24 protein-coding genes and 2 pseudogenes are annotated in these 25663 nt (G+C 40.1%); 16 read left to right on the top strand and 10 right to left on the bottom strand.

From position 1 onward, the window contains the following. Positions 1-192 precede the first annotated feature (192 nt). From V7K30_RS19800 to V7K30_RS19790, 3 genes and pseudogenes are all read left to right on the top strand, one after another. Complete coding sequence (locus V7K30_RS19800) at positions 193-510, top strand: hypothetical protein (RefSeq protein ID WP_335002131.1); 318 nt, start codon at positions 193-195, stop codon at positions 508-510. 96 nt (positions 511-606) lie between these two features. Then, positions 607-1059 (top strand): annotated as a pseudogene (locus V7K30_RS19795) (DUF4351 domain-containing protein); the annotation flags it as partial. 173 nt (positions 1060-1232) lie between these two features. Continuing rightward, entirely contained in the window at positions 1233-2306 is a 1074-nt protein-coding gene (locus tag V7K30_RS19790; RefSeq protein WP_335002130.1) for a ParA family protein, read from the top strand. 138 nt (positions 2307-2444) lie between these two features. On the opposite strand, the gene V7K30_RS19785 is transcribed toward V7K30_RS19790, so the two are convergent. Beyond that, complete coding sequence (locus V7K30_RS19785) at positions 2445-2654, bottom strand: type II toxin-antitoxin system HicB family antitoxin (protein ID WP_335002128.1); 210 nt, start codon at positions 2652-2654, stop codon at positions 2445-2447. Positions 2655-2916: 262 nt separating this feature from the next. Between V7K30_RS19785 and V7K30_RS19780 the strand changes: the two genes are divergently transcribed. The 5 genes from V7K30_RS19780 (at position 2917) to V7K30_RS19760 (ending at position 6714) form a co-directional block, all read left to right on the top strand. After that, positions 2917-3855: an SPL family radical SAM protein gene (locus V7K30_RS19780; RefSeq protein ID WP_335002126.1), complete on the top strand. Its 939-nt coding sequence runs from the start codon at positions 2917-2919 to the stop codon at positions 3853-3855. Then, positions 3848-5131 (top strand): photosystem II assembly protein, encoded by a 1284-nt coding sequence (locus tag V7K30_RS19775; protein WP_335002125.1) that lies wholly within the window; start codon positions 3848-3850, stop codon positions 5129-5131. Before V7K30_RS19780 ends, V7K30_RS19775 begins: the two co-directional genes overlap by 8 nt. Positions 5132-5196: 65 nt before the next feature. After that, entirely contained in the window at positions 5197-6036 is an 840-nt protein-coding gene (locus V7K30_RS19770) for an urease accessory protein UreD (RefSeq protein WP_335002123.1), read from the top strand. Positions 6037-6078: 42 nt separating this feature from the next. Then, the gene (gene ureA, locus V7K30_RS19765; protein WP_109007733.1) at positions 6079-6381 is read left to right on the top strand and encodes an urease subunit gamma; all 303 of its coding nucleotides are present in this window, start codon (positions 6079-6081) and stop codon (positions 6379-6381) included. Positions 6382-6402: 21 nt separating this feature from the next. Further along, positions 6403-6714 (top strand): urease subunit beta, encoded by a 312-nt coding sequence (locus V7K30_RS19760; protein WP_335002120.1) that lies wholly within the window; start codon positions 6403-6405, stop codon positions 6712-6714. 44 nt (positions 6715-6758) lie between these two features. Here V7K30_RS19760 and V7K30_RS19755 read toward each other — a convergent pair whose 3' ends face one another. Both V7K30_RS19755 and V7K30_RS19750 read right to left on the bottom strand, forming a co-directional pair. Beyond that, on the bottom strand, positions 6759-7508 hold the full coding sequence (locus V7K30_RS19755; protein WP_335002118.1) for a hypothetical protein: 750 nt from the start codon (positions 7506-7508) through the stop codon (positions 6759-6761). Beyond that, positions 7505-8632 carry an AAA family ATPase gene (locus tag V7K30_RS19750; protein ID WP_335002116.1) on the bottom strand — a complete coding sequence of 376 codons (1128 nt, stop codon included), beginning with the start codon at positions 8630-8632 and terminating at the stop codon, positions 7505-7507. The genes V7K30_RS19755 and V7K30_RS19750 overlap by 4 nt, the downstream gene beginning before the upstream one ends. A gap of 201 nt (positions 8633-8833) precedes the next feature. Between V7K30_RS19750 and ureC the strand changes: the two genes are divergently transcribed. From ureC to V7K30_RS19730, 4 genes are all read left to right on the top strand, one after another. Further along, positions 8834-10549 carry an urease subunit alpha gene (ureC, locus tag V7K30_RS19745; protein ID WP_335002114.1) on the top strand — a complete coding sequence of 572 codons (1716 nt, stop codon included), beginning with the start codon at positions 8834-8836 and terminating at the stop codon, positions 10547-10549. Positions 10550-10552: 3 nt separating this feature from the next. Then, positions 10553-11143, top strand: coding sequence for a hypothetical protein (locus tag V7K30_RS19740; RefSeq protein WP_335002112.1), 591 nt, complete (start codon positions 10553-10555; stop codon positions 11141-11143). 124 nt (positions 11144-11267) lie between these two features. After that, positions 11268-11507, top strand: coding sequence for a hypothetical protein (locus V7K30_RS19735; protein WP_335002110.1), 240 nt, complete (start codon positions 11268-11270; stop codon positions 11505-11507). A gap of 136 nt (positions 11508-11643) precedes the next feature. Next, positions 11644-11847: a hypothetical protein gene (locus tag V7K30_RS19730; protein ID WP_335002109.1), complete on the top strand. Its 204-nt coding sequence runs from the start codon at positions 11644-11646 to the stop codon at positions 11845-11847. A gap of 78 nt (positions 11848-11925) precedes the next feature. Here V7K30_RS19730 and V7K30_RS19725 read toward each other — a convergent pair whose 3' ends face one another. The 3 genes from V7K30_RS19725 to V7K30_RS19715 are packed head-to-tail and all read right to left on the bottom strand — an operon-like array spanning position 11926 to position 16472. Next, positions 11926-13965 (bottom strand): AAA-like domain-containing protein, encoded by a 2040-nt coding sequence (locus tag V7K30_RS19725; protein WP_335002107.1) that lies wholly within the window; start codon positions 13963-13965, stop codon positions 11926-11928. Beyond that, the gene (locus tag V7K30_RS19720; RefSeq protein WP_335002105.1) at positions 13965-16115 is read right to left on the bottom strand and encodes an AAA-like domain-containing protein; all 2151 of its coding nucleotides are present in this window, start codon (positions 16113-16115) and stop codon (positions 13965-13967) included. Before V7K30_RS19720 ends, V7K30_RS19725 begins: the two co-directional genes overlap by 1 nt. A gap of 9 nt (positions 16116-16124) precedes the next feature. Next, entirely contained in the window at positions 16125-16472 is a 348-nt protein-coding gene (locus V7K30_RS19715; protein ID WP_335002103.1) for a CU044_2847 family protein, read from the bottom strand. A gap of 183 nt (positions 16473-16655) precedes the next feature. On the opposite strand from V7K30_RS19715, the gene V7K30_RS19710 reads away from it, so the two are divergent. Beyond that, positions 16656-17795 carry a hybrid sensor histidine kinase/response regulator gene (locus V7K30_RS19710; protein ID WP_335002101.1) on the top strand — a complete coding sequence of 380 codons (1140 nt, stop codon included), beginning with the start codon at positions 16656-16658 and terminating at the stop codon, positions 17793-17795. Between the two features lie 194 nt (positions 17796-17989). Then, positions 17990-19372 carry an aldehyde dehydrogenase gene (locus V7K30_RS19705; protein ID WP_335002099.1) on the top strand — a complete coding sequence of 461 codons (1383 nt, stop codon included), beginning with the start codon at positions 17990-17992 and terminating at the stop codon, positions 19370-19372. Positions 19373-19652: 280 nt separating this feature from the next. Here the strand turns inward: V7K30_RS19705 and V7K30_RS19700 are convergent, their stop codons facing one another. The 3 genes from V7K30_RS19700 to V7K30_RS19690 all read right to left on the bottom strand — a co-directional run bounded on the left by V7K30_RS19700 (position 19653) and on the right by V7K30_RS19690 (position 21382). Further along, the gene (locus V7K30_RS19700; protein WP_335002098.1) at positions 19653-20258 is read right to left on the bottom strand and encodes a sulfite oxidase-like oxidoreductase; all 606 of its coding nucleotides are present in this window, start codon (positions 20256-20258) and stop codon (positions 19653-19655) included. Between the two features lie 278 nt (positions 20259-20536). After that, the gene (rpmF, locus tag V7K30_RS19695; protein ID WP_322642982.1) at positions 20537-20710 is read right to left on the bottom strand and encodes a 50S ribosomal protein L32; all 174 of its coding nucleotides are present in this window, start codon (positions 20708-20710) and stop codon (positions 20537-20539) included. A gap of 180 nt (positions 20711-20890) precedes the next feature. After that, positions 20891-21382 carry a hypothetical protein gene (locus V7K30_RS19690; RefSeq protein ID WP_335002096.1) on the bottom strand — a complete coding sequence of 164 codons (492 nt, stop codon included), beginning with the start codon at positions 21380-21382 and terminating at the stop codon, positions 20891-20893. Between the two features lie 199 nt (positions 21383-21581). Here V7K30_RS19690 and V7K30_RS19685 point away from each other — a divergent pair, with 199 nt between their 5' ends. Beyond that, on the top strand, positions 21582-23462 hold the full coding sequence (locus V7K30_RS19685) for a caspase family protein (protein WP_335002094.1): 1881 nt from the start codon (positions 21582-21584) through the stop codon (positions 23460-23462). 156 nt (positions 23463-23618) lie between these two features. Here the strand turns inward: V7K30_RS19685 and V7K30_RS19680 are convergent, their stop codons facing one another. Next, a complete protein-coding gene (locus tag V7K30_RS19680; RefSeq protein WP_335002092.1) occupies positions 23619-23996 on the bottom strand; it encodes a Mo-dependent nitrogenase C-terminal domain-containing protein in 378 nt (125 codons plus the stop codon). Between the two features lie 435 nt (positions 23997-24431). Here V7K30_RS19680 and V7K30_RS19675 point away from each other — a divergent pair. Next, positions 24432-25254: pseudogene (locus V7K30_RS19675) on the top strand (SLC13 family permease); the annotation flags it as partial. Positions 25255-25663 lie beyond the last annotated feature (409 nt).

The following is a 25663-nucleotide window of genomic DNA, read 5'->3' as shown; positions in this document are numbered from 1 at the left end:
TAGTCACATAATTTGTGAAAACGGCTGCTTCCTTTATATGGAGGCGGCTGTTTTTTGTTTTAACTGCCTTTGATGAAGCTGTTCCCGGAGGCTAGGACACAAAGGGCGCAAAAATAATAGTACAAATATTCTGCTAATGAATGAACAGTATAAAAATAACAGTTATAATATGAATATTTAATGACATTCACTATGAATTACATCTTAGAAACACAAGCAAATTATGCTAGGAAAAATATTGAGCAAAGACTAGAAGATTTTCTTGATGCAGTTGATAATGATAAAAGCCTAAGTCCAGATATAAAAGATCAGCTTGTTCATTTAAGATATGCTGATGCTTGGGAATTAACATCTATTACAAGTAAGTTTAGACAGCAATTGTCAAGAAGTCCCTATATAGATCCCGAAGTGGAAAGAAGAATACGATTGTTAGACATATCTACCCAACATTGGGCAAGATTATTGGATATTAATACCTTATTTTTGTGCAATTTTTATACGTTTAAATAGCTTATTTATTACTATTTTTTATTTTTAAAAGCAGCTTCTTTTATTAAAAACTAGCCACTTTTTATAATTTTTATAAACTCAAGTAATTTCCTTGGCGTGCTTCGTCTTTGGGAGCAAGATTCAACAATATTTTTAGTTAATCCGGCGCTGTTACCTTTAGCAAGTTTGACGCGAACTGACTCGCCGCAAACTTTACTGGCACAAGTGGCTGAACAAGTCGCTACAATTCCAGATAGGGAGAAGCGACAAAATATCGCGGGTTGTGTAGAAATTCTGGCGGGTTTGCGGTTTGACAGGGATTTGGTTCGTCAATTTTTACGGGAGGATATTATGAAAGAGTCTGTAATTTATCAAGATATCGTTCAAAAAGAAGCGTTTAAATTGATTAGTCGTATGCTTAGACGGCGCTTTAGTGATCTTGATGCATCATTAGTTGAGCAGGTTCGGAATTTATCTGCTGAACAGTTAGAAAATTTAGGCGAAGAGTTGCTTGATTTTTCAGAAGTTGCTGATTTGGTAGGTTGGTTAGAGCAGCAAGACAGGGACTAAAATTTTTGCTGTAGGATCTTATAAAAGAGTCTGTAATTTATCAAGATATTTTGCAGCAATAAAACTAGGTGAAGAAACTATAACCTTACGTCTACTAAATCGACGTTTTGGATAAATTGACGCATCATTAATATAACAAGTATAGTTACGAAAAAAACACTAGGTTGGAAGACATGAGTAGCAATAAAACTAAAGTAATTTCAATTTTTAACAATAAAGGCGGTGTTGGCAAAACAATTATTACATGGAATTTAGGAGATGCGCTTGCACGAAGAGGCAAAAAAGTGCTGTTAATAGATTTTGATCCCCAATCAAATCTTTCAATAGCAATTTTAGGTGATCGATTTACAAATATTTTACCAAGCCCAGAAAATCCTTATGGAACTACAATAAGAGCATATCTACAGAGGTTTTTACAAAATGAAGGACCATTACAGTTCTATACACACAAAGGATACAGAACTAGCAATAATGTTGATTTAATTGCTAGTGATGCTTGGTTGAATGTCTATTCAGAATCACTAAGTGTTGGGTCGGATTTACTCACTGGTAATGGGCTTGAAAAATATTCAATAATAAACAGGCTAATAGAAGAAGCTAATAGTAAGGAAGATAAACAGTATGATTATGTATTAATTGACTTACCACCCTCATTTAATAATTTGGTTAGAACTGCACTGTATTCTTCTAACTATTTTATTGTTCCTTGTACATCTGATATTTTTTGTTCGTATTGTGTTGGGCTAATAGGAGAAACACTAGCACGGTTTATTAAGGAATGGGAAATAGGATGTCAACTACACGACACCAATAATCCTCATAATCAAAAATATATAAATCTTGGTAAACCTGTATTTGCAGGTTGGATTTTCAATGGATACGACACAAGAAAGCCTAAAGATGAGAAACATAAGAGAATAATTGCAGCAGATCAGGCAATGGGGATGCAGATTGTGCAAAAGGTCAAAGAACTTGTAGAAACACTAGAAAATAAAATAAAGGAGCATCCCTCTGTTTTGCAAAATCACCCATCGGAAGGTTTCTGGTTAGGTGGAATAGAAGATATGAACATTCTTATTCAAAATAGTATGTGGCTAAATTGCCCTATTGCAACATTAGATCAAATGGAACCAGTAAGAAATCTTCAAGATCGGGGACAATGGTCGCCAAATCAATTAGATCAAATCAAGAGATTAAAAACTAGTTTTTTCTCGATAGCTGACAAGGTAATTAAACACTGTATTTGAAAAAATAAATATAAATCTATTTTGATATAGGGTAGCAATGTAAGTTGGGTACAGGAAAGCGATATAAAAGAACGCAGCATCCTACGGGTTGTTTTATATGGCTTTTTTATAAAAAGATACGAAAAACTTATTTCAAATTTAAGGATAGTTAAATTGTTCAGCTATTGGTTGCAAATAATCTTGATCTTGAGATTGTGCTTCTAATAACTTACGTGCTACATCGCGGGCAATTTCTAAAGTTTCAGCAACAGTCCGTCCTTGAGCTACTAAACCTTGAAGCTCATCGGATGTTGCTAAATAAACGCCTTCAGGTAATTTTTCAATGTGGATGTTTAGCAATCTTTCCATTATTGTATGTAGATGTTACTATTTGGAACGGTTTAATTCTTATCGTATCTCTTTTCTGAACTACAGCGATGCCTACGGCGGTAAACTACGCACCATATTCTACCTTTACATAAAAACCTATGAGCCAAACTAATCCTGAAACAACCCCTTTACATACCTTAAACCCACTCAACCGATTTTCTGACAGAGCATTTTAAAATAAAAATGGGCATCATAAGAAGTAGGGTGCGTTAATTCACTCTCAATAAATATCAGGATTCACATGGCACAACCAAAATATGAAGGTTATTGCGAATGCACTCCTACGAAATTAGTCAGAGAAAAGTTTGGAGATGTCAATGTTTATGCACAAAATGCTAAATCACTCTTAACAAAAGCTACTGGTTTTATTGGTAATTATGATTTTACTCTAAATCCTTATAGAGGTTGTCAATACGGTTGTAGTTATTGCTATGCTGCTGCATTTAGCCCTAATGCTCAAATGCGCGAAGACTGGGGTAAATGGGTAATTTTTAAGGAAAATTCTGCTGAGATTTTAGCGAAAGAATTAAAAAAATGGTATGAAAAAAATCCCCAGATTCCTCCTAGTATATACATGAGTAGCGTTACTGATCCTTATCAACCACTTGAGTCTAAACATCAACTGACTCGCCGGTTGTTGGATGTAATGCTTGATGTAAGCATTGACGGTTATCCAACTCCAACTTTGGTGATTCAAACTCGTAGCCCAATTATTACTAGAGATATTGATTATTTACAACGATTTAAGCGATTGCGAATTAATATGAGTATTCCCACTGGTAGCGAATTAGTGAGAAAAGATTTTGAACCGCGATCGCCCAGTATTAAAGCCAGACTAAATGCTATAACTAAAATTAAACAAAGTATTGATTATTTCAAAGGTTTTCTTCCCAAAATTTCTATCACTATTACCCCTCTACTTCCTACTTTACCAACTGATGAAGCTGCTTTTATTGAAAAATTAGCCATCGCCGATAGAGTTGTAATTCAAGCTTTTCATCCTAACCAGAGTCGTTCTCTCATAGCATCAACTCGCCAAGAAGCTGAAGAAATTAAGCAAAAATACGCTTGGTGGTATGAGGATGAGAAATTAAGCTATATGAAATTTAAGGAAAAGTTAGTTTCTCGGCTTCCAGGTGTAGAAATTATGGAAGGGAAACAGGGATTTGGTTATGAATAATCCTATCGTAAATTGGTGGCGAAGTCAGCAGCTAAAATTATCTTTAAAACGCGGGGATATCCGACGTGCAATGCAACTATTGCAAGAGATTCAAAAATCAGGTGCAACATTCTCATGGTTAGAAAAACTATTTAGGGATAAGCTTCAACTTGAACGTTATTCCCAAGAATACAAACGACAAACAGAAACTTTAACTAAACAACTAACAGAAGCATCTCAGCAAAAACCTAATCTAATATTAATGCCAGATGAGAAATTCATTAAATATATCTATAAAATTTTTAATTTAATCCAGCACGATGAATATAAACTGCAATCTACTGGCATTGATGAACGTATATTTGATGATTTTGAATCAAGGCTAGTTGAATATCTCAAAGAAGAATTTAATAAAATCCCTGAGAAACAGTTATTTATTAAGTTACAAGATGCTCTTGAGGATATTAATAACTTAAAAATTGGACAAGACCCAGACTACCGTTTTAGTCTAACTCCTCATGTGTACTTTATGAAGTATTTTTTAGAAAATGTATATTGCACATATTTAGCTTGGTTTCTCATTTACCAGGATGCTTTACTACCAAGTAAGGTTAATATCCTTGATATTGCAGCAGGCCCAGGAACAGTTGCTTATGGTTTAGCTTTATTTCTCCAAAGTAGTAGCGGTTTTTTTGATATCCCGCAAATGCACATATCCTACTACTCTTTAGAAAAACAAGATGCCTTCCAGTTTCGTGGACTTCAGTTTTGGCGACGATATATAGAGTCGCGTCTAACCACAGTGAATGCTTACTTCCGCTTTGTTACTACTGATATTTTTACTTGGAAAACTCAATCGAATAATCTCCCAAAAGACTTTTTCGACTTTATCGTAATTTCCCACTGTTTCTTTTTAGATCCAGCTAAGAGGCTTGAAGCTAATAATACTTACAAGCAAATATTTGCTACTAGCTTAAAAAATTCAGGTTATGTTCTGCTAATTGTGCAAGATAAAAAATTATTCAAAGTTTACGATGTTCACCAAGTTGAAAACCAAGAGCAGGAAAAAAATGTAGTGCACAAATTTCTGGCAGAACTTGGATTGGAGTTAGTCTGGTATAAATATCTAACTTCAACAGGTTTAAGAACATCTTTACCAGGTGCTGAATTTGCTAAGTTTGCTCAAGATAAATTACCGAAAAAACTCTATATGAGTCCAATGATACAACAGTATTTTGGTCAGAAGTATCAGTCAAACTATGCATTAGATGATTATGTAATTTTGGCAAAAAAGTAATCATCTAATGCAGGTAAAGTATTAAATAAATATAAGGTATTTGAACTTTAATCTTGAATTTATAAATGAGCTGCAACTCACAAATAGCAGAAGGTTGGCATGGCAAACTTAATTTAGTTTATGCCGATCGTCAGGACACAACCCAGTTAATTTACAATTACCAACAAGCGCCCCTGAAGGTACAACGCCCCTTTTATCCAGAAGGGGAAAAAGTTTGTCATAGCGTCATTTTACATACAGCTGGGGGAATGGTGGGAGGCGATCGCTTATCCTCTAACATCCACCTCCAACCCCAAGCCCAAGCCTTAATCACTACGGCTGCTGCTAGTAAGATATATCGCAGCAATGGCTTACAAGCTAGACAAACCATCGAGATGCAAGTTGATGCTGGTGCTTGCTTAGAATGGTTGCCGCAAGAGACAATTTTATTTAACGGCGCGATTTATCGGCAAGATTTACGGGTAGAATTAGCAACCGGGGCTAGTTGGTTAGGCTGGGAAATTACCCGATTTGGTCGCACTGCTAGAGGAGAAAAATTCTTGCAAGGGGAATTGCGATCGCACACCGAAATTTGGCAAGAAGGTATTCCTTTGTGGATTGATCGCCAATACTTACCCGGTAGCGAAGACATTTTCCACAGTCCTCACAGCTTGGCTGGAAAACCAATTGTAGGTAGTCTAGTTTGGGTTGGTAGTGCCGTTTCCGCAGAAGTCGTCGAAAAAGCGCGGAATCTGTGGGATGGGGAAGGAGAAGCGGGTGTTAGCCGATTACAACATGGATTATTGTGTCGATATCGCGGTTCTTCTACATCTGAGGTGAGAAACTGGTTTATTGATGTTTGGCAGTTGCTGCGAGTTTCTTTTTTGAATCGTGGTAATTCTATACCAAGAGTTTGGCAGGTTTAAACTAACCGCAGAGGCGCAGAGAACACAGAGGAGGAGGTAGGAATGCAACTTACGCCGCAGGAAAAAGATAAGCTATTAATTTTTACTGCTGCTTTATTAGCAGAAAGACGTAAAGAAAGGGGTTTAAAACTGAATTATCCCGAAGCCGTTGCTTATATTTCTGCTGCAATTTTAGAAGGGGCGAGAGATGGACAAACTGTAGCTGAATTGATGAGTTATGGTACAACTCTATTAACGCGAGATGATGTGATGGAAGGAATATCAGAAATGGTGCATGATGTACAGGTTGAAGCTACTTTTCCTGATGGTACAAAGTTAGTGACAGTACATAATCCAATTCGTTAAGGCTTGCGCCAAGGAGAAAAAATGATTCCTGGAGAAATCATTACACCAGAAGGTCAAATTGAGCTAAATGTTGGTCGTGAAACTGTAAAATTGCAAGTGTCAAATACAGGCGATCGCCCCATACAAGTTGGTTCCCATTATCACTTTTATGAAGTTAACACTGCCTTAAATTTTGACAGAGAACAAACGCGAGGAATGCGCCTCGATATCCCCGCCGGAACCGCAGTTCGCTTTGAACCAGGCGATGAAAAAGAAGTCACTTTAGTCGCCTTAGTTGGTAGCCGCCAAGTCTACGGCTTCAACAGCAAAATTAACGGAAATTTAGATACTTAAAATCATTAGATGCTATTCTAATTAAACTAGGTGGGGAATAAATGCTACGTACCTGCGATTGAGTTAGCAACTACCGTTGTAGCCGCAATTAAATGTTGTGAAAAAGTAGCATATCCATTCGGACAACGATTTTTGATAATTACTAAATCAATCTCAAAAGCAAGTTTCCATCGAATTTGTAGAGGGCGTTGATTGCTACTATTTTCATATAGATATGTTGATTGTGCAATCGCATTTTCTAAAATCCCTTTTCCACCATCTAATTCTTCTAAATTTTCCAGAGGTTCAAGCTCTAAACCTAAAATCCTTGACACAGTTTGAGTGTCTGCCAACAACCACATTTCAAAATTTTTAATCGCTAAACCTCCTGCACTGCGATCGCTAATTTTTTGCTCATTAACATCCAGGTGATTATCACGGATTTTATTTAAAGCCCGTTCCAAGTCAATTTGCCTTTGGTGAAGCTTATCATCTGCATCAACCACAATTAGGATCATATCAACTTCTTCAGGTTTCCACGCGATAATCACCTGTGCTAAATATTTTGGATCTAAAATTGAGTGTCCTACACGCCGTTTAAAGACTCGACTCTCGCTGATGGATGGATGTCTTTGTACGAAATTACAATCAGGCAATCCCAAATTATTAATTTCTCGTCTGATTAAGGTATGAAGTGCCCCTTCTCTATCTCTTTCAATAACTTTTCCACCATCTTCTGGTTTAATATAGGGAATACTTGCTCCGAGTTCTGCTTCTCCCTCAGCAATTAGCCCAATACGAATCGCCCGATTCATACCGGATTACCTCCAAACACATTCGTAAACCAAAGTTCACCTAATGCTCCATCATAAGCTTCTAGGGCTTTTTGGAAGCGTTCAGAATCAATTGGTAAGGCATGAATTTGAGTTTTACCTTCGGTGTCTAACTCAACAGCACGCACTTGGTGAGGTTCGACATAATTTAGCAACACGGGAGAATGAGTTGTGATTAATACTTGAACAGGTTTACCTGTAATCCCCTCTGTGGAAATTATTTGCAATAATTCCATCATTTTGTGTAACAACCAAGGATGAACTCCGTTTTCTATCTCTTCAAAACAAATAATACTGGGGGTATTTTCTTGATACAGTGCGGTTAGAAATGCCAAAATTCTAAGTGTACCATCTGATATATCCGAAGCAGGTATATGATGTTCAGAATATCTGTCGATTAATTCCAGTAAAAAAGTTCTATCTTCTCTACGCAGTAAAGAAATTCTCTGTATATTAGGAACAAGCCGTGTCAAACGTTCCTCCAACTCATCAAAACTTTTACGATTACTGAGCAAAATATCAGCTAGAGCATCAACAATTCCCTGTCCTGTTTTATCCATTCCACCAGTTGATGGAATATTATTAGAGAGACTAATTGGGGCAAAATCATAAATATTAACTTTTCTGATTGCCTTGGCTAGAGGAGAATCTAAATAATTATTAGAAACTAAAAAATTTCTTATAGAATGTGTATCCGTATTTCCTACACTACCAGGATTTTCAGAATTTTCTTGACTCTTAATAGTCACTCTTCGCTGAGGATAATCAATATGAATTGATAGAACTGAAATAAATTTTTGGTTTTCTATATTTGAGATTGTGCTAACCTCCAAGAAAATATAATCTTGTTTTCCCTGCCAGAATTTTGATTCTATTTTCTGCTGGTTTGTATTTACGGCTATTAAAGATTGAGCGAAAAAAGGTATTACTTCATAATGACCTGTATTCGCTATTAATCTTTCAAAAAAATTAGATAATACAAATAAAGCTTCACAAATATTCGACTTTCCAGAACCATTCGGTCCAATAAATACAGTTAATGGTTTTAAATCAACTTCGATATCAAAGAGGCTCTTGTAGTGTTGAACTCTCAGTTTAGATAACATTCTACCTCAGCTTTATATCTGCCTATATTCCAAATATCATTCTATATTTTCGCGTTTATAAATTCGCTTTAACTACCATTAAAATTTATTTACTTACATCTACGGTCACAACAAAATTATAAATTTATACAAAATTTCCTCTGAATATCTCTAAACTTAGTCAAAAATAATCAAAGTAATACCACCCCCAGGAGTGCCATTATGCCTTACAGAATGAATCGCCGCGCTTACGCCGAAACATACGGCCCGACAGTAGGCGATCGCATCCGACTTGCAGACACAGAATTATTTATTGAAGTTGAACAAGATTTCACCACCTACGGCGATGAAGTGAAATTCGGCGGCGGTAAAGTTATCCGAGACGGGATGGGACAATCCCCCATTTCTAACGCCGATGGTGCTGTTGATTTAGTAATTACTAATGCCTTAATTCTCGATTGGTGGGGTATTGTCAAAGCGGATATCGGCATTAAAGATGGCAAGATTTTCAAAATTGGTAAAGCCGGAAATCCTTATATTCAAGACAATGTAGATATTATTATCGGCCCCGGAACTGAAGCCTTAGCTGGTGAAGGAATGATTCTCACTGCTGGCGGTATTGATGCCCATATTCATTTTATTTGTCCTCAGCAGATTGAAGTGGCGATCGCTTCTGGGATTACCACCATGATCGGCGGTGGTACTGGCCCAGCTACGGGTACAAATGCGACTACCTGCACCCCTGGACTTTGGAACATTTACCGAATGCTACAAGCTGCTGATGCTTTTCCCGTCAACTTAGGATTTTTGGGTAAAGGTAACGCCAGTCAACCCCAAGGACTTATAGAACAAGTAGCCGCCGGTGCAATGGGGTTAAAACTACATGAAGACTGGGGAACCACACCCGCAGCAATTGATACTTGTCTCAGCGTTGCGGATGAATATGATGTACAAGTAGCGATTCATACTGATACCCTGAACGAAGCCGGATTTGTGGAAGATACGATCACTGCTTTTAAGAATCGTACTATCCACACTTACCACACCGAAGGCGCAGGCGGCGGACACGCGCCAGATATCATCAAAGTTTGCGGACAAGCAAACGTTCTGCCATCTTCTACTAACCCCACACGTCCTTACACTGTCAACACTTTAGACGAACACCTGGATATGTTGATGGTATGCCATCATCTTGATCCTGCGATCGCTGAAGATGTTGCTTTTGCCGAATCTCGCATCCGTCGGGAAACCATTGCTGCTGAAGACATTTTGCACGACTTAGGCGCATTTAGCATGATTTCTTCCGACTCCCAGGCAATGGGAAGGGTAGGCGAAGTGATAATTCGCACCTGGCAGACATCTCACAAAATGAAGGTGCAACGGGGAAGTCTTAACCCACAAGGAACTGAGCAAAAAGCAGATAATTTTAGGGCAAAAAGGTATGTTGCTAAGTATACGATTAACCCAGCGATCGCTCACGGAATTGCTCAATATGTGGGTTCAGTAGAAGAGGGAAAATTAGCAGATTTATGTTTGTGGCGATCGGCGTTTTTTGGGGTGAAACCAGAGATAGTGATTAAAGGCGGAATGATTGCATGGGCGCAAATGGGCGATGCTAACGCCAGTATTCCTACACCGCAACCAGTGTATATGCGACCGATGTTTGGTAGTTTTGCCGGTGCTAAGAATGCCACGTCATTAACTTTTGTTTCGCAAGCAGCTTTAGAGAAAGAAATTCCCAGCCAGCTAGGTTTACAAAAGGCAGCAGTTGCAGTTTCTGGAACACGCCAATTGAGTAAGCGGGATATGAAGTTGAATGATGCACTACCCCACATTGAAGTTGATCCAGAAACATACGAAGTAAGGGCAGATGGTGAGTTGCTGATTTGTGAACCTGCGACAGTTTTACCAATGGCGCAGAGGTACTTTTTGTTTTAATTCATGACTGAGCAACTTACTGATTACGATAGTCCTTGGAAAGAAGTTATTGAGCTATATTTTCCCCGATTTCTAGAATTCTTTTTTACCCAAGCTTATGCCGAAATCGACTGGACGCGACCTTATGAATTTCTGGACACAGAACTGCAACAGCTAGAACCGGATGCAGAAATTGGGCGGCGTTTGGTTGATAAAGTCGCAAAAGTTTGGCTACTGGATGGCGAAGAAGCTTGGGTATTGGTTCATGTGGAAGTCCAAGGGCAATATGACAGCCAATTTGCCGAACGGATGTACACATATAATTACCGCTTGTTTGACCGCCATAAAAAGCGAGTCATTAGTTTAGCAGTTTTAGCAGATGAACAAGCAAATTGGCGACCTTCCAGCTACAGCTATCAACTGGGCGGATGTCGCGTCAGCTTAGAGTTCCCTGTGGCGAAACTGTTGGACTATGAGCAAGAGTGGGAAACCCTAGAGCAAACTAGCAACCCTTTTGGTGTAATTGTGATGGCGCATCTCAAGACCAAAGCAACGCAACGAAAAGAAAGAAAATCGGCTACAGTGGAAACTAAGCCTAGTCAGACGGCTGTATGAACGGGGATATAGCCGGGAAGATATTCGGGAATTATTTCGGTTTATCGACTGGATAATGGTTTTGCCAAAAGAGTTGGCACTTAGTTTTAAAACAGAAGTTAGAAGTTACGAGGAGGCAGATAGAATGCGGTACGTAACTAGTATTGAAAGGCTAGCAAAAGAAGAAGGAATTGTCGAAAATGCGAGAGAAAGCATCATTACAGTCCTACAAACGCGATTTGGAGAAGTGCCAAGCCCTATTGTCGAAGTTATCAATAAGATAGAAGAACCATCTGTACTCAAAATGCTTCATAAAAGTGCGATCGCTATTCCTTCCACAACAGAATTCCAGCAAGTTTTAGATAGTCTCAACTCCGGGAAATAAGCGTAGGTATCAAGCGGCTTGTTGCCAGATATCGCTCTTAAAGATGAGAGTAAAGTTGCCCCATCAATTTTCTGTATTAAGGTTACGATAAAATAGTAAAACGTTGTATCTGATATACAAAATCATGCTACCTTTTATGAAAAAAATTGTGACTGATGAAGCCATGTGTCCGGTAGCGGTGTTGATTGATTATCAGGACTGGCAGCAAATTGAGAAGATATTAGAAGCTCATCAATTACAACAAAAACAAGAGTTTAATTTAAACCAGTATGCAGGTGTAATTCAACTAACTCAAGACCCTTTGGAATATCAGCAGCAAATTAGGGATGAGTGGCGTTGATACAACCTTTAATTTTTTTAGATACCAGTTTTATTCCAACACTTGTGAATTCTTGAATTCAGGCTAAATAATTATGGGTTATTGGTACAGTGGTACAGTAAATGTCACTGTGGAACCAAGTCCTTCACCCAGGCTGTAAAAATTCAGAGTACCTGCCATTGACTCTATTAGCCTTTGGGATATTGCTAGTCCCAAGCCTGTACCACGATATTTGTGAGTAGGGTAATCATCGACACGACTGAACAATTGAAACAGTTTGTCTAGTTTGTTCAGGGAAACACCGATGCCAGTGTCTGCTACTTGCACTGTTACCATGCCAGGGAATTGCTGATCTTGAAATATCACTTTTTTACGAACTACATGACTGCTGACTGTTATACCGCCTTGATGGGTAAATTTGATGGCGTTGTCAACTAGATATAACATCACTTGCCTTAGGCGTTGATAATCGCCGTGGACGATAACTTCATCGTAGGTATCAGACATTTGCATAAGAAAACTAAGGTTTCTTACCTCCGCATAAGGACGCATGAAATTTTCTACATCACTGAATAGTTCATTTAGCTTTATCGCTCCAAGTTCCATCTCCATTTTGCCTGCTTCGATTTTGGCAATGTCTAGCATGTCATTGATGATATTGAGCAGGTATAGTGATGATTGGTGAGCTTCTTCCAGAAACTGTTTTTGTTCCTCTTGATTGTCTGCCATACCATCTAAAATCAGCTTCAAGAAACCTATCGTGGCATTAAGGGGAGTACGAAGTTCATGGGAAATATTGGCTAAAAACTCTTTTTTTATTTGTTCGGCTCCTTGTAGCTTCTGGGAACCTGGGTTAAGTTGCCTGAAAATTTCTCGCCTTTCCAATTTTTGGCTTGCATCTAAGAACTGAGAATCCTCATTGCTTAAGCTTCTGTCTGCTGCCCATGTCCATGCATCCTCCAATGCTTGTCCGCGTAATAGCCATGAGTCATCCTTGGAAGTAATCCAGGCTGTCAGAGCTTCAGCATGAGGACGCAAATCTGCTAACGCTTTGTTAACCCAACTCTGGTCAAAAACAGATTCATAAATACAGTTATAGACTCTTAACTTCCCTTGCTGTTGTACTACTAAACCAGATAGCCGCAATTCCATTTTTTCTGAACTGTTATCAGTTACGACTTTCCCCGATTGCAAAATTTGCTGATACAATCCTAGTAAAGGTTTGGCACGTTGTTCATTCCTAAGAATGCGATCGCGTATTGTCCTCAAATGTTCTGGCTCATCCTGTGATTCCCAGTTTTTAAGAAAGTGCGATCGGACTAATTCCTCAACTTCTTCTACCCCCGATGCCTTCATATTATTTTGGATGAGTTTACAAAGCTTCTGAGTGAGAAATGGTTGCCCACCTGTCCAATCCAAAACTCCTTGAAGAATCGTTTGAGGGGTACTGACGTTACCTACCAATCCATCAAGTAAAGGCTGAACTTCTTGCAATTCAAAGCCTTTTAGTTCAATTGCTTGACCTATATTAAACGGTGTGCGCTTTTTATCTTTAATCAAATCCGAAGGAGTAGCGACTCCTAATAGACAAAATGCAAGGCGTTTGTAAGCTGGTTTATCAACACGCTGGTTATAGCAGAACCGGAGCAAAGCAAAAAAATCGTCAGTCGAAAAATTCAGGCTGAGAACGCTATCAATTTCATCTATAAAAATGATAATAGATTGAGAAACTTCAACTAACAGAACTTCTTCAATAAATTGATCCAATCGCTGTACTGGAGAAAGATGATCTTGATCGCGCCACCAATTCCGTAAATTAAACTTTCCTGAAAGCTCAAAACTACTGGCTAAAATACGCACTACACCCGCATACCACTGATCTGGTGTAACGTGCTGACTACCAATCTTCGTCAAATCGATCACCGCACAGGCAATGTTTTCATTTTGCAGATGTTGCATTGTTTGCACTCGCAAACTAGACTTGCCCATCTGCCGTGAGTTTAGAACATAACAAAATTCTCCAGCCTTCAATGCCTCATACAAATCTGTATCTGCTTGTCGCACGACATAACTAGGGGCATCAACTGGCAAACTGCCACCAACTTGATATTCATAAGCTGGGTTTTGTTCTATGTTCATCAGTTAACTCTTAGGCGATCGCGAAAATATTGACGATACAAATCACAACGTGGCGTTACATCATTTCCTTGCTGTTGTAATAAGCCCATGCTGAGTAATTTAAAGCATTGTATCGAATCCAACCGAACTGGGCTAGTATTGGCAACTACCTTTTTGATAGCAGCAGCTAATTCTGGACGCTGTTCTAAATTCCACAAATGCCGACGTAAATGGTCGCTATAAGGACCAGCTTCTGTGGGGGCTGTTTGCAAAAGCAGATTGAGCGTAGTATCCTGTCTGGCAATGTGATAAAGTGCCACACATACAAGATAGGGATGCCCTCCCACCATTGCCATTAGTTGTTCAACTTGGATAAAACTCCAATTGAGTCCATGTCTTTGTGCCAAATCAAAAACCTGTTGGACATTAAACTCTGGTAACTCAATTGGCAAGCCTACATTAAACGGCGATTGATTGATATTCATTGGAATATAAACTTCTGTGGAATGCACTACTACCAACCGCAGTTTTTTCCAAATATCCCGGTTTTTAGCATCTTCATGCCAAGCGCGTAACAGCCCAAAAAAGTCTGCGGCAATTTCGGGATATTGAAATATCCGATCAACTTCATCCAATCCCAATGCTAGGGGTTGGTTGATTTCTGGCAAGAGATATTCCTCGAAATAAGCAGTGCAATTGTCCTTACTGCCAAAAATCACATCCCAGTAATCTGCTAACTTGTTGGGTATCCTCAACCTCCGTCCAACACTGGCACAAAACCACTGAAGGAACTTATCCAAATCTGCAAAAACCTTTCCATCTGCCAATTGAAAGCTTAAAGGCACGGTTAGATAATCTTGTTGTGACGCTTGATAAAGAATCCGCGCCATAAGTGAGGTTTTACCCATTTGCCGGGGTGCTTTGATCCGAATCAAAGATCCTGGCTTCAAAATTGCCTCGTAGCAGCGAGATTCAATAGGGGGACGTTCAATATAAAATGCCGAAGCCAAATCCACCTGTCCTTCAGGTAATTCTGGTTCTGCAACTGGTAGAGGCGGACTTTTCCGAGTTTCCCAAGCAGGTGCTACAGCTGGTAATTCCTCTGTAGCGGCACGATTTGCGCTGCTTCCACCATCTTCGGTCAACAATGACAAAATTTCTTGCAAAATCCTCGCAGTATCAGCAGGCGATTTCCACTCTCGCAGCTGAATCTGACTTAAATAACCCCGCAAATCATAATTTAGTGGTGAACTTAAAGGAAAATTGACACGAATGGGCAAAATTACTGGTTTATGCTCAGGACGTAAATCCTGTAACTGCTTTGCCCTTTTTACTTCTTCTGTTACCATCTCACTGGTTGCTGATTGCAAAGATAACAGCAGCAGAAAATAATCACACTGTTCTAATTCTCTATCGATCCGCTGGGGCCAGTTTTCCCCCAAGCGAATATTCTCACCTGCCATAAATGCTTCATGTCCAGCAGCTTTGATTGCTTCATAAAAATGTTGAGCAAGGCTCAAGTCTGGATCTTGACTGCGATAGCTAATAAAAACTCTGGCACTTTCGCTATTTGGTGGCAATGGTGGTACATTCTGATTAATATCCAGAAATATTGACAAATTTGACCATTTTTGTCGTACTGTAACCAGAGGCAGAGCCAATGCGCCTTCTGTATTGTCATAAGCAGCAATTATGCCAACAACTCGTTGAGTTTCCGCATCAAATACAGGTGAACCGCTATAACCCCCTTGCACTTGTTGCGAATTCGCCTTGACTCGCAACCGCAACATTGGTAAGTTGCTAAATTCAGACTGGGGATTCATATCGGTGATCGTGCCATCAATCGAAGCACCTTGGGGAAAATCCGTTCGCCCATAGCCAATAGACAGAAATCGATCCATCGGCTGAAAATTAAAAGCTAAGGGAACTGAAGCACCTTGATAACCAGGTAATTGCAATATGGCAAAATCATCGCAGGTGCGATCGCCTAAATAAACCAATTCAACCCTTTGCCCATTGACTCGCACTTTTTCCCAACCTCCTGCTGACTCAACCACATGGGCGCAGGTGAGTAAATGTCCTTGGGTTGAGATGAAAAAGCCCGTACCTTGGATATTACCTTCTGGAGTAGCGATCGCAACGGTACAAGCTCTAACTAAATCCCAACTCATGAAAATTTATTACTTGTTTTCTTCTTGTGTCAGTTTCCAAGTTATTTTCACCTTCAGTGATGCCTGTCCACTGGATTCGACTACATAAACTGAGCCTTTGGCAGTAAAATTCAACCCAAACTCAACTTCTCCACTCACAGGTTGCGACTCTTGCTGCAAGGTACGAAATGCTTTTGTAATTGGGCGACACCCGCGAACAATCAAATCCTTAACGGCATCGAAACTAGCCTCTACTTTTTCTATAGGTAAATCACCTGTAGGTAGTGCTACACGGCCTACTGAGCCATCTGGTAACTCAACTGCTACCAAAATCTTGCCGCCATCCTCTGTATTCAGTTCTAGAAGTTTACGAGCCATAATTCAATTAGCTTGTGGCTATTTGTTAAAAAGGTAAGTAAGGTAGTTTTCAAAATACATTAATATAAATTTCTTGGTAAACAATTTTTTCGGAGGAAATTTACCTAAGGGTAGTACCTACAAAACTATACCAATAAACCAGTTTTCCTAAAAATTTACTTTTACCCCGTACCTTGCATCTATATGACTTCACAATCTTCTCGCTCTGACAAAATTCTGGTTGTTGATGACTCTCCTGATAACGTGTTTTTGATCAAAACTATTTTGGAGGAAGAAGGTTACACGATTAGCACCGCAGAAAATGGGATTTCGGCCTTGGCAGAATTGAAAGCTTCTCCTTGTGACTTGGTTCTGCTGGATCTGATGATGCCAGGTATGGACGGGTACGAAGTCACCAAGCACATTCGTGGAGAGATGAAATTGCCGCAATACATCCCCATATTGCTGATAACTGCCCATGATGCGCCCAACGTCGCCCACGGTTTAGATTTGGGTGCTGATGATTTTATCCGCAAACCTGTAACAGTAGACGAATTGCTGGCACGAGTGCGATCGCTCCTGCGTTTGAAGCATAGTATGGATGAACGTGATGAAATCGCCCGCCAGCGAGAAGATTTTGTCTCCCGCCTCACGCACGACTTACGCACTCCCTTAGTGGCGGCCGATCGCATGTTGATGCTATTTCAGCAAGGTGCGTTGGGAACATTATCACCACAAATGCAGGAAGTAATCGCCATCATGGCCCGTAGCAATATCAACCTGCTTTCTATGGTCAATACCTTATTGGAAGTTTATCGCTTTGAAGCAGGTCGCAAAACTTTAGCATTTCAACCCGTTAATTTAGGCCGATTGCTAGAGGAAGTCACTGGAGAATTGGCACCCCTAGCTCAAGATAAAACACTGTCGCTAAATTTGGATTTTGCTGAAGAGTCAAACACAGTGATGGGCGATCGCTTAGAATTGCATCGTTTATTCACTAATCTTATAGGGAATGCGATCAAATTTACCGATTCTGGGTCTGTTACTATTCGTTTTACTTCTCAACGCCAGTTTGACAAAAGTAGTCAATCTCACTTCTCTGGAAAATCCAATTCTGTTGACTACATTAGGATTGAGATAGCGGATACTGGCTCAGGTATTCCTCCGGCAGAACAAGCCACCATATTTGAACGATTTCGCCAAGGCAGCCACAAAACTTCTGGTAGTGGCTTAGGACTGTACCTTGCTCGCCGAATTGTCGAGGCACATCAAGGCATTATTCTGCTTAATTCTGAGTTGGGCAAAGGTAGTGTATTTATTGTACTTCTACCCACCAAAACATGAGAAAGTTAGCAATTATAAATTATGAATTATCGAATTTTTACCCTGATAATTCATAATTTATAACTTTACTACTCTCTACCAATAATTTAAAGTAAATATTTAAACTAGACAGTCAAACACTAAAAACTGATGAATAAAATATGCTGCTCTCACAGCGTTAACATTAAATAAATAGTTTTTTATGGTAAAAAACAATGATTATCACTGAATTATCTAACGTTGGCGATATTATCCAGAATCAGCGAGAGTTTTTTAAAACTGGTAAAACTAAAGATGTCAATTTTCGCATTGAGCAACTCAAAACTCTCAAGCAAGGAATTATTGAGCATGACCAGGCAATAATTCAGGCATTACAATCAGATTTACATAAACCAGAATTGGAGACTTACCTTACAGAAATCAGCGTCATTAAGGAAATTGATTATGCTATAAAACATCTTAAAGACTGGACTAAGCCCAAAAAAGCAGCGGTTTCCTGGGATTTTTTTTCATACTCAGCTAGAATTTATCCAGAACCGTTAGGGGTTGTCTTAATTATCGGGCCTTGGAACTATCCATTTAACTTAATTATCTCACCGTTAATAGGTGCGATCGCAGCCGGGAATTGTGCAATTATCAAACCTTCAGAGATTGCTTTTCATACGTCTGATGTCATTGCTAAGATTATTGCCAAACATTTTGATTCAGCTTATATTGCAGTGGTTGAAGGAGGTGTTGAAGCAAGTGAAAAACTACTGGCAGAAAAGTTTGACCATATCTTTTTTACTGGTGGCACAGCCGTCGGCAAAATCATCATGGCAGCAGCGGCAAAATATCTCACACCAGTTACTTTAGAATTGGGCGGTAAAAGTCCTTGTATCGTAGATAGTGACATTAATCTTGAACACACTGTCAGACGAATTGCTTGGGGCAAATTTATTAATGCTGGACAAACTTGCATCGCCCCTGATTATGTTTTAGTTGATAAAAAAATCAAAAAAGATTTAATAGATCGTCTGGGAAAATGCTTAAAAGAATTTTATGGCAATAATCCAGCAAACAGTCCTGATTATGCCAGGATTATCAGTCAAAAACACTTTGATAGGTTGGTTAACTTTCTTAAAGATGGTGAAGTTATCATTGGTGGAAAAACTCAAGCTTCAGAGCGTTATATTGCCCCCACAGTGATTGATAATGTCTCTTTGGAAGATTCTGTAATGCAGGAAGAAATTTTTGGCCCTATTCTACCCATCATTAAATATACTGATATTGCCGAAGCGATCGCCTTGATTAACTCTAGACCCAAACCTTTGGCGTTATACTTATTTTCTCAAAACAAAAACCTGCAAAAGCGAGTTTTGCACGAAACTTCATCTGGTGGAGTCTGTATCAATGACACAATGATGCAGTTTGGTGCCTCGTCTTTACCATTTGGTGGGGTGGGAGATAGCGGTATTGGCAACTATCACGGCAAAGCTAGTTTTAACACCTTTTCCCATGAAAAAAGTGTATTGCAAAACTCTTTCTGGCTGGATTTAAAATGGCGATACGCTCCTTATGAGGGCAAATTGCCGCTAATCAAGAAACTTCTGGGTTAAAAGTTATGAGTGAGGAGTGAAAAATAATAAATCTATAACTCTTAACTTTATCAATTTTAGATTTTGAATTTTGGATTGAAGGAAAAATCTAAAATTTAAACCCGTTCAACTGATTGGTACTGAGCCAAGGCGCAAGTGTCACGCCGAAGTATAAAATTCAAAATTGAATAACTCCTAACTCCTAACTCCTAACTCCTAACTCCTAACTCCTAACTCCTAACTCCTAACTCCTAACTCCTAACTCCTAACTCCTAACTATTAAAACCCTAACTCCTAACTATTAAAACCCAAAAGCGTTGCTGTAACGCTCCTCAGCCCAAGGTTCACCACGACGGTGGTAGCCATTGCGCTCCCAAAAACCAAGTTCTTCACCAGCTAAAAACTCTAAACCATTAATCCACTTAGCACTTTTCCAAGCGTAGAGGTGGGGTACAACTAGCCGCATCGGGCCACCGTGTTCAGATGGAAGGGCTTCTCCAAAGACTTTAAAAGCAAAGAAGTTTTCTTCATGCATAAAATCTTCTATAGAAATATTGGTAGTGTAGCCGCCGTAGCAGTGTTCCATAATGTGGGCTACTTTGGGGTCTAGCTCAATCAGACCCATGAAATCTGTCACTTTTATGCCAGTCCATTTGACATCGAGTTTAGACCAGCGCGTTACACAGTGAAAGTCTGCCGTAAATTCGTGTTGAGGCAGCGCCATAAAGTCTGACCAATTAAAGGTAGCAGGTTTTGCCAAACCCCAAACTCGAAACTCCCATTCCTCAGTGCTGACTTGGGGAGTTGCACCGTAAGTTAATACGGGGAAACCTTTAGCTAAGTGTTGACCAGGAGGGACGCGTTCCGCTTCTTCCTTTCCTGGTTTATGAAAAAATTTTCCTAGCATAGTTGGAGAAAAATAAGTTTTCTCAAGGTATTTACAAGCTTTTTACTGAGTTGCCAACAGTACCAGATGTTTTACTCTTTATATGATTACTTGATCATTACTCATGAATCATAGGTAATGGGTAATGGATGTTCCCAATTACTCACTACCAATTTTTCTCGATCTAATGAGCTTGTGTAGAGTGTCTATGATTCATAATGCAATCAGGAAAGCTAAGAAAAAGCGTTTATCTAGTGGTAAGAAGATTGGTGCTGTTTATGCTTTTCCTGACTGGGGAATTATGATTCTTCTTCCTCTTCTTCAGCACTTGGATACACAAATGTAGAACGTCCAGTCAAAATTGACTTGCCCAGAGAGAGGGCTTTCTGAGCTTCGACGACGGCTTTATGCCTCCAGGTAGCTCGACGTTTATCTCGTTTTGATTTTGAAGTTTTCTTCTTAGGAACAGCCATGTCAGCAGATATCGCGATTCTTGACAACCTTCTTATTCTAGGCCATTCACTGACGCCAAGGACAATAGGTAAGTTGAATTGATCGGTTGAGACTGAAATAGGACACGAAGACAGAGGGAATTCCAAGAGTGACCTCTTTGGATCTTCCCCTCTTTGCATCTCCGTGCGTAGCTCAACCCCTCATTTTTGGGTTGACACACCGCTAGCTGCTGGAACTGGATTAGAGCTATTTTCAAAGAAAAGTAGCGATCGCGCAGTTTTGAAGTAAGTAGCCCAATTTTGAGCATCCGGGCGCGATCGCCATTGGGGACGACTAACATCTAATGTCAGAACTGGTGCGATCGCTCCATAATTTTGTACGGACACAATGATTGAAACATCTGTCACCAAGATATCTTGGTCAAAGCTCCGTTGAGCAGCTGCCCTAGCCGCTGCTTCCGCTCTCCGGAGAACGGTTTCGTAGTTTTCATCTGGCAAGCGGTCAATAGCTAGATCAACTCTAGCTGTGTAAGCTCGCACAACCTGAGGTGCGATCGCTTCCGTCACAAACCACGCAGGAACGCTAGATATAAGCAAAACTACTAAAGGAACTATCCGGATTCTTCTGGCAATTTGGCTAATAACTGAAAAGGGAGTGATCGATGATGGTAGGTGAGCAGAAATCTTGCTCATGACCTTCTATCTCCTTAGTGATGATCTGTTATTGAAATTAGGTGAAAGTATTTTCCGGTCAATTAACGTAATAAAAATTACATTCTAACTTAAGATTCGATCAGAATCACCTAGAGTATAAGACATAGGTTAGCTTTGTTTTTTTGGCAAAGCCAACCGCAATTTTAAGACCAGCAAACAATAACTGACAAAGAGCGGGATGGCAAATTACTGGGCGATCGCGATTGGCATCAATCAATATCAGTTATTTCAACCTTTAAGTTGTGCCCAAGCAGATGCTGAGGCACTAGAGGAATTTTTGGCGACAGATGCAGGTTTTGTCCCCAAACACTGTCTGTTAATGACAGATACTTCGCCGCCGATTGGCGATAGATCCACCTATCCGACTAAAGAGAATATTCTGCTGCTGCTTGAGGATTTGGCAGCGACAAGTTGGCAACCAGAAGACTATCTGTGGTTCTTCTTTAGCGGTTATGGGGTCAATTACAAAGGCAAAGATTATTTAATGCCAGCGGAAGGGAACCCCGAAATGGTGCAAGAGACTGGCATAGAATTGCGATCGCTAATGCAAAGTCTGCAACTTGCTGACCTAAATGTATTGCTACTACTCGATATCAACCGCGCTTTTGGCACCCAAGCGGATGCTCCCGTTGGCGAAGAAACAATAGAACTAGCGCAAGAACTACAACTCGCGACAATTCTTTCTTGCCAACCAGAGCAATTTTCCCACGAAAGCAGCGAATTAGGTCACGGATTCTTTACAGCAGCTTTGTTAGAAGCTTTGCGTTCTGGTAATGGCAGCAACTTGGCAGATTTAGAAAGCTACCTAAGCCTGCTCATGCCAAAATTATGTCACCACCACTGGCGTCCTGTCCAAAACCCTGCCACTATCATCCCATCAAGAGCGCAGGTAATCTTGCCAGAATTGGCAATGGAAAGTGAGTTTCAATCAGAATCGGTGATTTATCCCGAAGAATCTTTTGCTGTTGCCCTTGCAGCTCCTCCCCTCGATGATTATCCTAGAACTTCAGCAGAACGGGGGAGATGGGGAGAATCTACTGTGAACTCCTCCCAACAGGTGAAGGCTCACAAGGTCGAGAAGTCTAAGGGTCAACCAGTGCAGGAGTCAGCTACTAGCTTAGTTTCCCAGCCAATGGCAGAAACTTCTTTAGGAGTGAATACCAGGGGAAGATTTATCCCCAACTCCTCCAAAGGTTACGTCTCTCGATTGCCACCGAATCAGCCAAACATCCCTTTTTGGAAACAGTTTATCTTGTGGGGTGGAGGCAGCTTGCTGGTAGCAGGTTTAATCGCCGTAGTTTTTCTCCGTAATCAAGAAACTTTTAGAATTAAGCAAATATCAAGCACATCACCCAATGCTACTGCTAGCGATCGCCAGGTGATCGAGAATTTACCAAGCGATCGCACTCCACTAGTTAGATTCAACAACCAATCTAGCGCCCAAATAACCTCTAATTCTGAGTCGAAAAAGCGGAATCAAGCAGTATTAGACTTGGCGAAAATGTCGCTCAGACAAACTCAGGCTAGCGATTTGAGCTTGGCGATCGCTACAGCCCAGAAAATCCAACCCGGTGAACCACTGTACGAACAAGCTCAAGAGAATATTAAGATTTGGAGCCGGATGATTTTAGATTTAGCAGAGGGTCGTGCTAAACAAAGACAGTATGCTAGCGCTATTGCTGCCGCTCGATTAATCACCAAAGATGAAGCCCCCTATGCCAAAGCACAAGCAGCAATTAACCTGTGGCGTTTAGAGGGCAAGCAGTATGTGAGTAACAAAACTCTTTTAGATGCAGCTAATGCCTTAATTAAGTCTGGACAGGCATCTACCTACAATCGGGCGATCGAAGTTGCCAAAAAAGTACCACCAGGAGAACCAGGCTTCGATACTGCCCAAAAATCGATCAATAAATGGAGTGAGAAAATTTTAGACCTGGCCAAGCGTCGCGCCGTGGAAGGAGAAAGCAATGCCGCAATTGCGACCGCTGCTTTAGTGCCAGAGGAGACAGGCGCTTACGAAGATGCTCAGGATGCTATCCAAAAATGGCAAAAAAAATAGTAAAAAAAATAGTAAAAAAATAGTTAAGAGTTAGGGGTTAAGAGTTAGGAGTTAGGGGTTAAGAGTTAGGAGTTAGGGGTTAAGAGTTAGGAGTTAGGAGTTAGGAGTTTTAATTCCTCACTCATCACTCTTTACTCCTCACTTTTCCCTCAGCACTCAGCAGTACTGGGATACATCTTCGCCGCATTCGTCGGCTAGATAGCACAGCGCTCGGAAACGTAAACCAACCACTTCTTCATATAAGGGGTTAAGCTTGCACATGGGCGGAATGTGAAACAAGGTTTTCCCAAATAACTTGACATCTCGCTCAAAGGGGCACTGAGATGGAATCAGTTTACATAAACGGTGAGCTATTTGGCGATCGCGGACTTGAATGTTTTCTACCCGTTGCCGTAGGGGTTGGAGAATATCCCAGTAAGGCTTGGAAGCAGAATGGTTTAGCTGGGTTACTTTCTGGTCACTAGTCTCTGCTTGATTGATTGATACCCAGCTTGCCAGAAAAATCTTTTTTGTGGTAATGTCGAATACCTTCATGGTTAATCCTCTGCGTAATTGAGGCTATTCACCTTTTTGATGAATATATACAACGTGGCTACGACCTTTACCGGAAGAATCGCGTCCTGACTGCGATATAATACAATACCTGAATGGCCACTTAAGTCAGAACTTAATTTATTACTACGTCAAGTTAATCGCAATTTTCTGGGGATCGGTAGTGTAATATTACGATCTTGTTCATAACTTGACACAGTTTAAATTTTAGTAAAGACATCTGTCATTGGATAGGTTTTAGTGTAACATTTACAAACCTTAATATAATGCCTTGCTGAAAGTATTTTTGCTAAGTATAAATATCGGTAATGCCCTAGTAGGCGTCTTTCCTCTCCGTATTCCCACTTTCCCACGTCAAAACGTCCTGTTAATTGCTGGTTGAATACCTTAGAAGTAGAGAGAAGTCTGTAGACGTTGCTGCTTTTTAGACCCTTAACCTTAAGCCTGACTCAAGCTTTGGGTTTAAATGTGATTCCTTATTTACTAGCGATCGCAGGTGCAACTAAATATAGGCTCGGTAGCAACTTTGAGCGGTAATCCTCAAAATATCCTGATTGGCTCCTTCTCACGCATCTCCTATCTAGATTTTCTGCCTGTATTGACCCCAGCTGCCCTAGTGGGCTTGGTAGTTCAGGTAGGATTTTTGTGGCTACTTTACCCAGATGTGCGCTCAGTCAAACCCTGCTAACGATTACCTACTAGCAACCAACGCATTTTTAAACCCTTATTTAATAAAACATTAGTCATCACAATTGGGCTGCTGATTGTATTTACTGTTGGTTTACCGTTAGGGGAGTCTGCTTTAGTTGCTGCTAGCTTGTTGCTAATCACTCGGCGAGTTAAACCCCAGCGCATTTTGCAAAAGATGGATTGGAACCTGCTGGTAATGTTTTCTGGATTGTTTATCCTGACGCGAGTCACGCAAAAGTTGAATTTGCTCTAGCCATTTACCTATGCAATCAACTCTGCTGCGAGTTTTTTCGGTATAACTGTTGTCTTATCTAACTTAATTTCTAATGTTCTGGCTGTACTCTTATTGCATCCCCTGGTTCCTCCAGGTGACACTAAGTATTGGCTATTGTTGGCAGATGGATCAACTTTGGCAGGGAATCTAACTTTGTTTGGTTCAGTGGCCAACCTAATAGTTGTAGAAGCCGCTGCTGATTTAGGGGAACATCTAAGGTTTGGAGCGCCACTAACAGTGTGTACTCCAGTTCTAGTAGACCTCTGGGTTCATTGAGGAACTATAAAATTCAATACGACAACAATCCATATACTCATCTACAAAAACTAACGTGTCTTTACTATCATTTAAATGTATGGATTATAAAAGCTAGAGAAACATTTTTTTAGCTTTGCAATGCTGCTAGTATATTTGTATTCATATTCCTTTTTATGATGAAAGAAAAAATTTATCTACCTGGGGACAAAGTTCCAGTTGCTGGAACTTACGATATTGTTGATTTTTCAGGTCAACCTCTACCTCCTCCAAACTCAATTGTTATCAAAGGTTTCTTGACTTTCCATGATATACATTCCCCTGTAGGATACGGATATCGTCTTGTCCAGCCTTTTAATAAGTAAGACAGCTTGAATTTTTACAGTAAGTTTTCCAACTCCCTTTGGGACTAGTTTTTTGCAATGAGTTT

This window comes from Nostoc sp. (genome assembly GCF_036917655.1).
Taxonomy (GTDB): Bacteria; Cyanobacteriota; Cyanobacteriia; order Cyanobacteriales; family Nostocaceae; genus Nostoc.
The sequence above is the reverse complement of the archived record's forward strand: the minus strand, read 5'-3'. Positions and strand labels throughout refer to the sequence as shown.

Coding starts and splice junctions, on each gene's coding strand:
- V7K30_RS19800 (WP_335002131.1), top strand. CDS start 193: ATGAATTACATCTTAGAAACACAAGCAAATTATGCTAGGAAAAATATT.
- V7K30_RS19790 (WP_335002130.1), top strand. CDS start 1,233: ATGAGTAGCAATAAAACTAAAGTAATTTCAATTTTTAACAATAAAGGC.
- V7K30_RS19785 (WP_335002128.1), bottom strand. CDS start 2,654: ATGGAAAGATTGCTAAACATCCACATTGAAAAATTACCTGAAGGCGTT.
- V7K30_RS19780 (WP_335002126.1), top strand. CDS start 2,917: ATGGCACAACCAAAATATGAAGGTTATTGCGAATGCACTCCTACGAAA.
- V7K30_RS19775 (WP_335002125.1), top strand. CDS start 3,848: ATGAATAATCCTATCGTAAATTGGTGGCGAAGTCAGCAGCTAAAATTA.
- V7K30_RS19770 (WP_335002123.1), top strand. CDS start 5,197: ATGAGCTGCAACTCACAAATAGCAGAAGGTTGGCATGGCAAACTTAAT.
- ureA (WP_109007733.1), top strand. CDS start 6,079: ATGCAACTTACGCCGCAGGAAAAAGATAAGCTATTAATTTTTACTGCT.
- V7K30_RS19760 (WP_335002120.1), top strand. CDS start 6,403: ATGATTCCTGGAGAAATCATTACACCAGAAGGTCAAATTGAGCTAAAT.
- V7K30_RS19755 (WP_335002118.1), bottom strand. CDS start 7,508: ATGAATCGGGCGATTCGTATTGGGCTAATTGCTGAGGGAGAAGCAGAA.
- V7K30_RS19750 (WP_335002116.1), bottom strand. CDS start 8,632: ATGTTATCTAAACTGAGAGTTCAACACTACAAGAGCCTCTTTGATATC.
- ureC (WP_335002114.1), top strand. CDS start 8,834: ATGCCTTACAGAATGAATCGCCGCGCTTACGCCGAAACATACGGCCCG.
- V7K30_RS19740 (WP_335002112.1), top strand. CDS start 10,553: ATGACTGAGCAACTTACTGATTACGATAGTCCTTGGAAAGAAGTTATT.
- V7K30_RS19735 (WP_335002110.1), top strand. CDS start 11,268: ATGCGGTACGTAACTAGTATTGAAAGGCTAGCAAAAGAAGAAGGAATT.
- V7K30_RS19730 (WP_335002109.1), top strand. CDS start 11,644: ATGAAAAAAATTGTGACTGATGAAGCCATGTGTCCGGTAGCGGTGTTG.
- V7K30_RS19725 (WP_335002107.1), bottom strand. CDS start 13,965: ATGAACATAGAACAAAACCCAGCTTATGAATATCAAGTTGGTGGCAGT.
- V7K30_RS19720 (WP_335002105.1), bottom strand. CDS start 16,115: ATGAGTTGGGATTTAGTTAGAGCTTGTACCGTTGCGATCGCTACTCCA.
- V7K30_RS19715 (WP_335002103.1), bottom strand. CDS start 16,472: ATGGCTCGTAAACTTCTAGAACTGAATACAGAGGATGGCGGCAAGATT.
- V7K30_RS19710 (WP_335002101.1), top strand. CDS start 16,656: ATGACTTCACAATCTTCTCGCTCTGACAAAATTCTGGTTGTTGATGAC.
- V7K30_RS19705 (WP_335002099.1), top strand. CDS start 17,990: ATGATTATCACTGAATTATCTAACGTTGGCGATATTATCCAGAATCAG.
- V7K30_RS19700 (WP_335002098.1), bottom strand. CDS start 20,258: ATGCTAGGAAAATTTTTTCATAAACCAGGAAAGGAAGAAGCGGAACGC.
- rpmF (WP_322642982.1), bottom strand. CDS start 20,710: ATGGCTGTTCCTAAGAAGAAAACTTCAAAATCAAAACGAGATAAACGT.
- V7K30_RS19690 (WP_335002096.1), bottom strand. CDS start 21,382: ATGAGCAAGATTTCTGCTCACCTACCATCATCGATCACTCCCTTTTCA.
- V7K30_RS19685 (WP_335002094.1), top strand. CDS start 21,582: ATGGCAAATTACTGGGCGATCGCGATTGGCATCAATCAATATCAGTTA.
- V7K30_RS19680 (WP_335002092.1), bottom strand. CDS start 23,996: ATGAAGGTATTCGACATTACCACAAAAAAGATTTTTCTGGCAAGCTGG.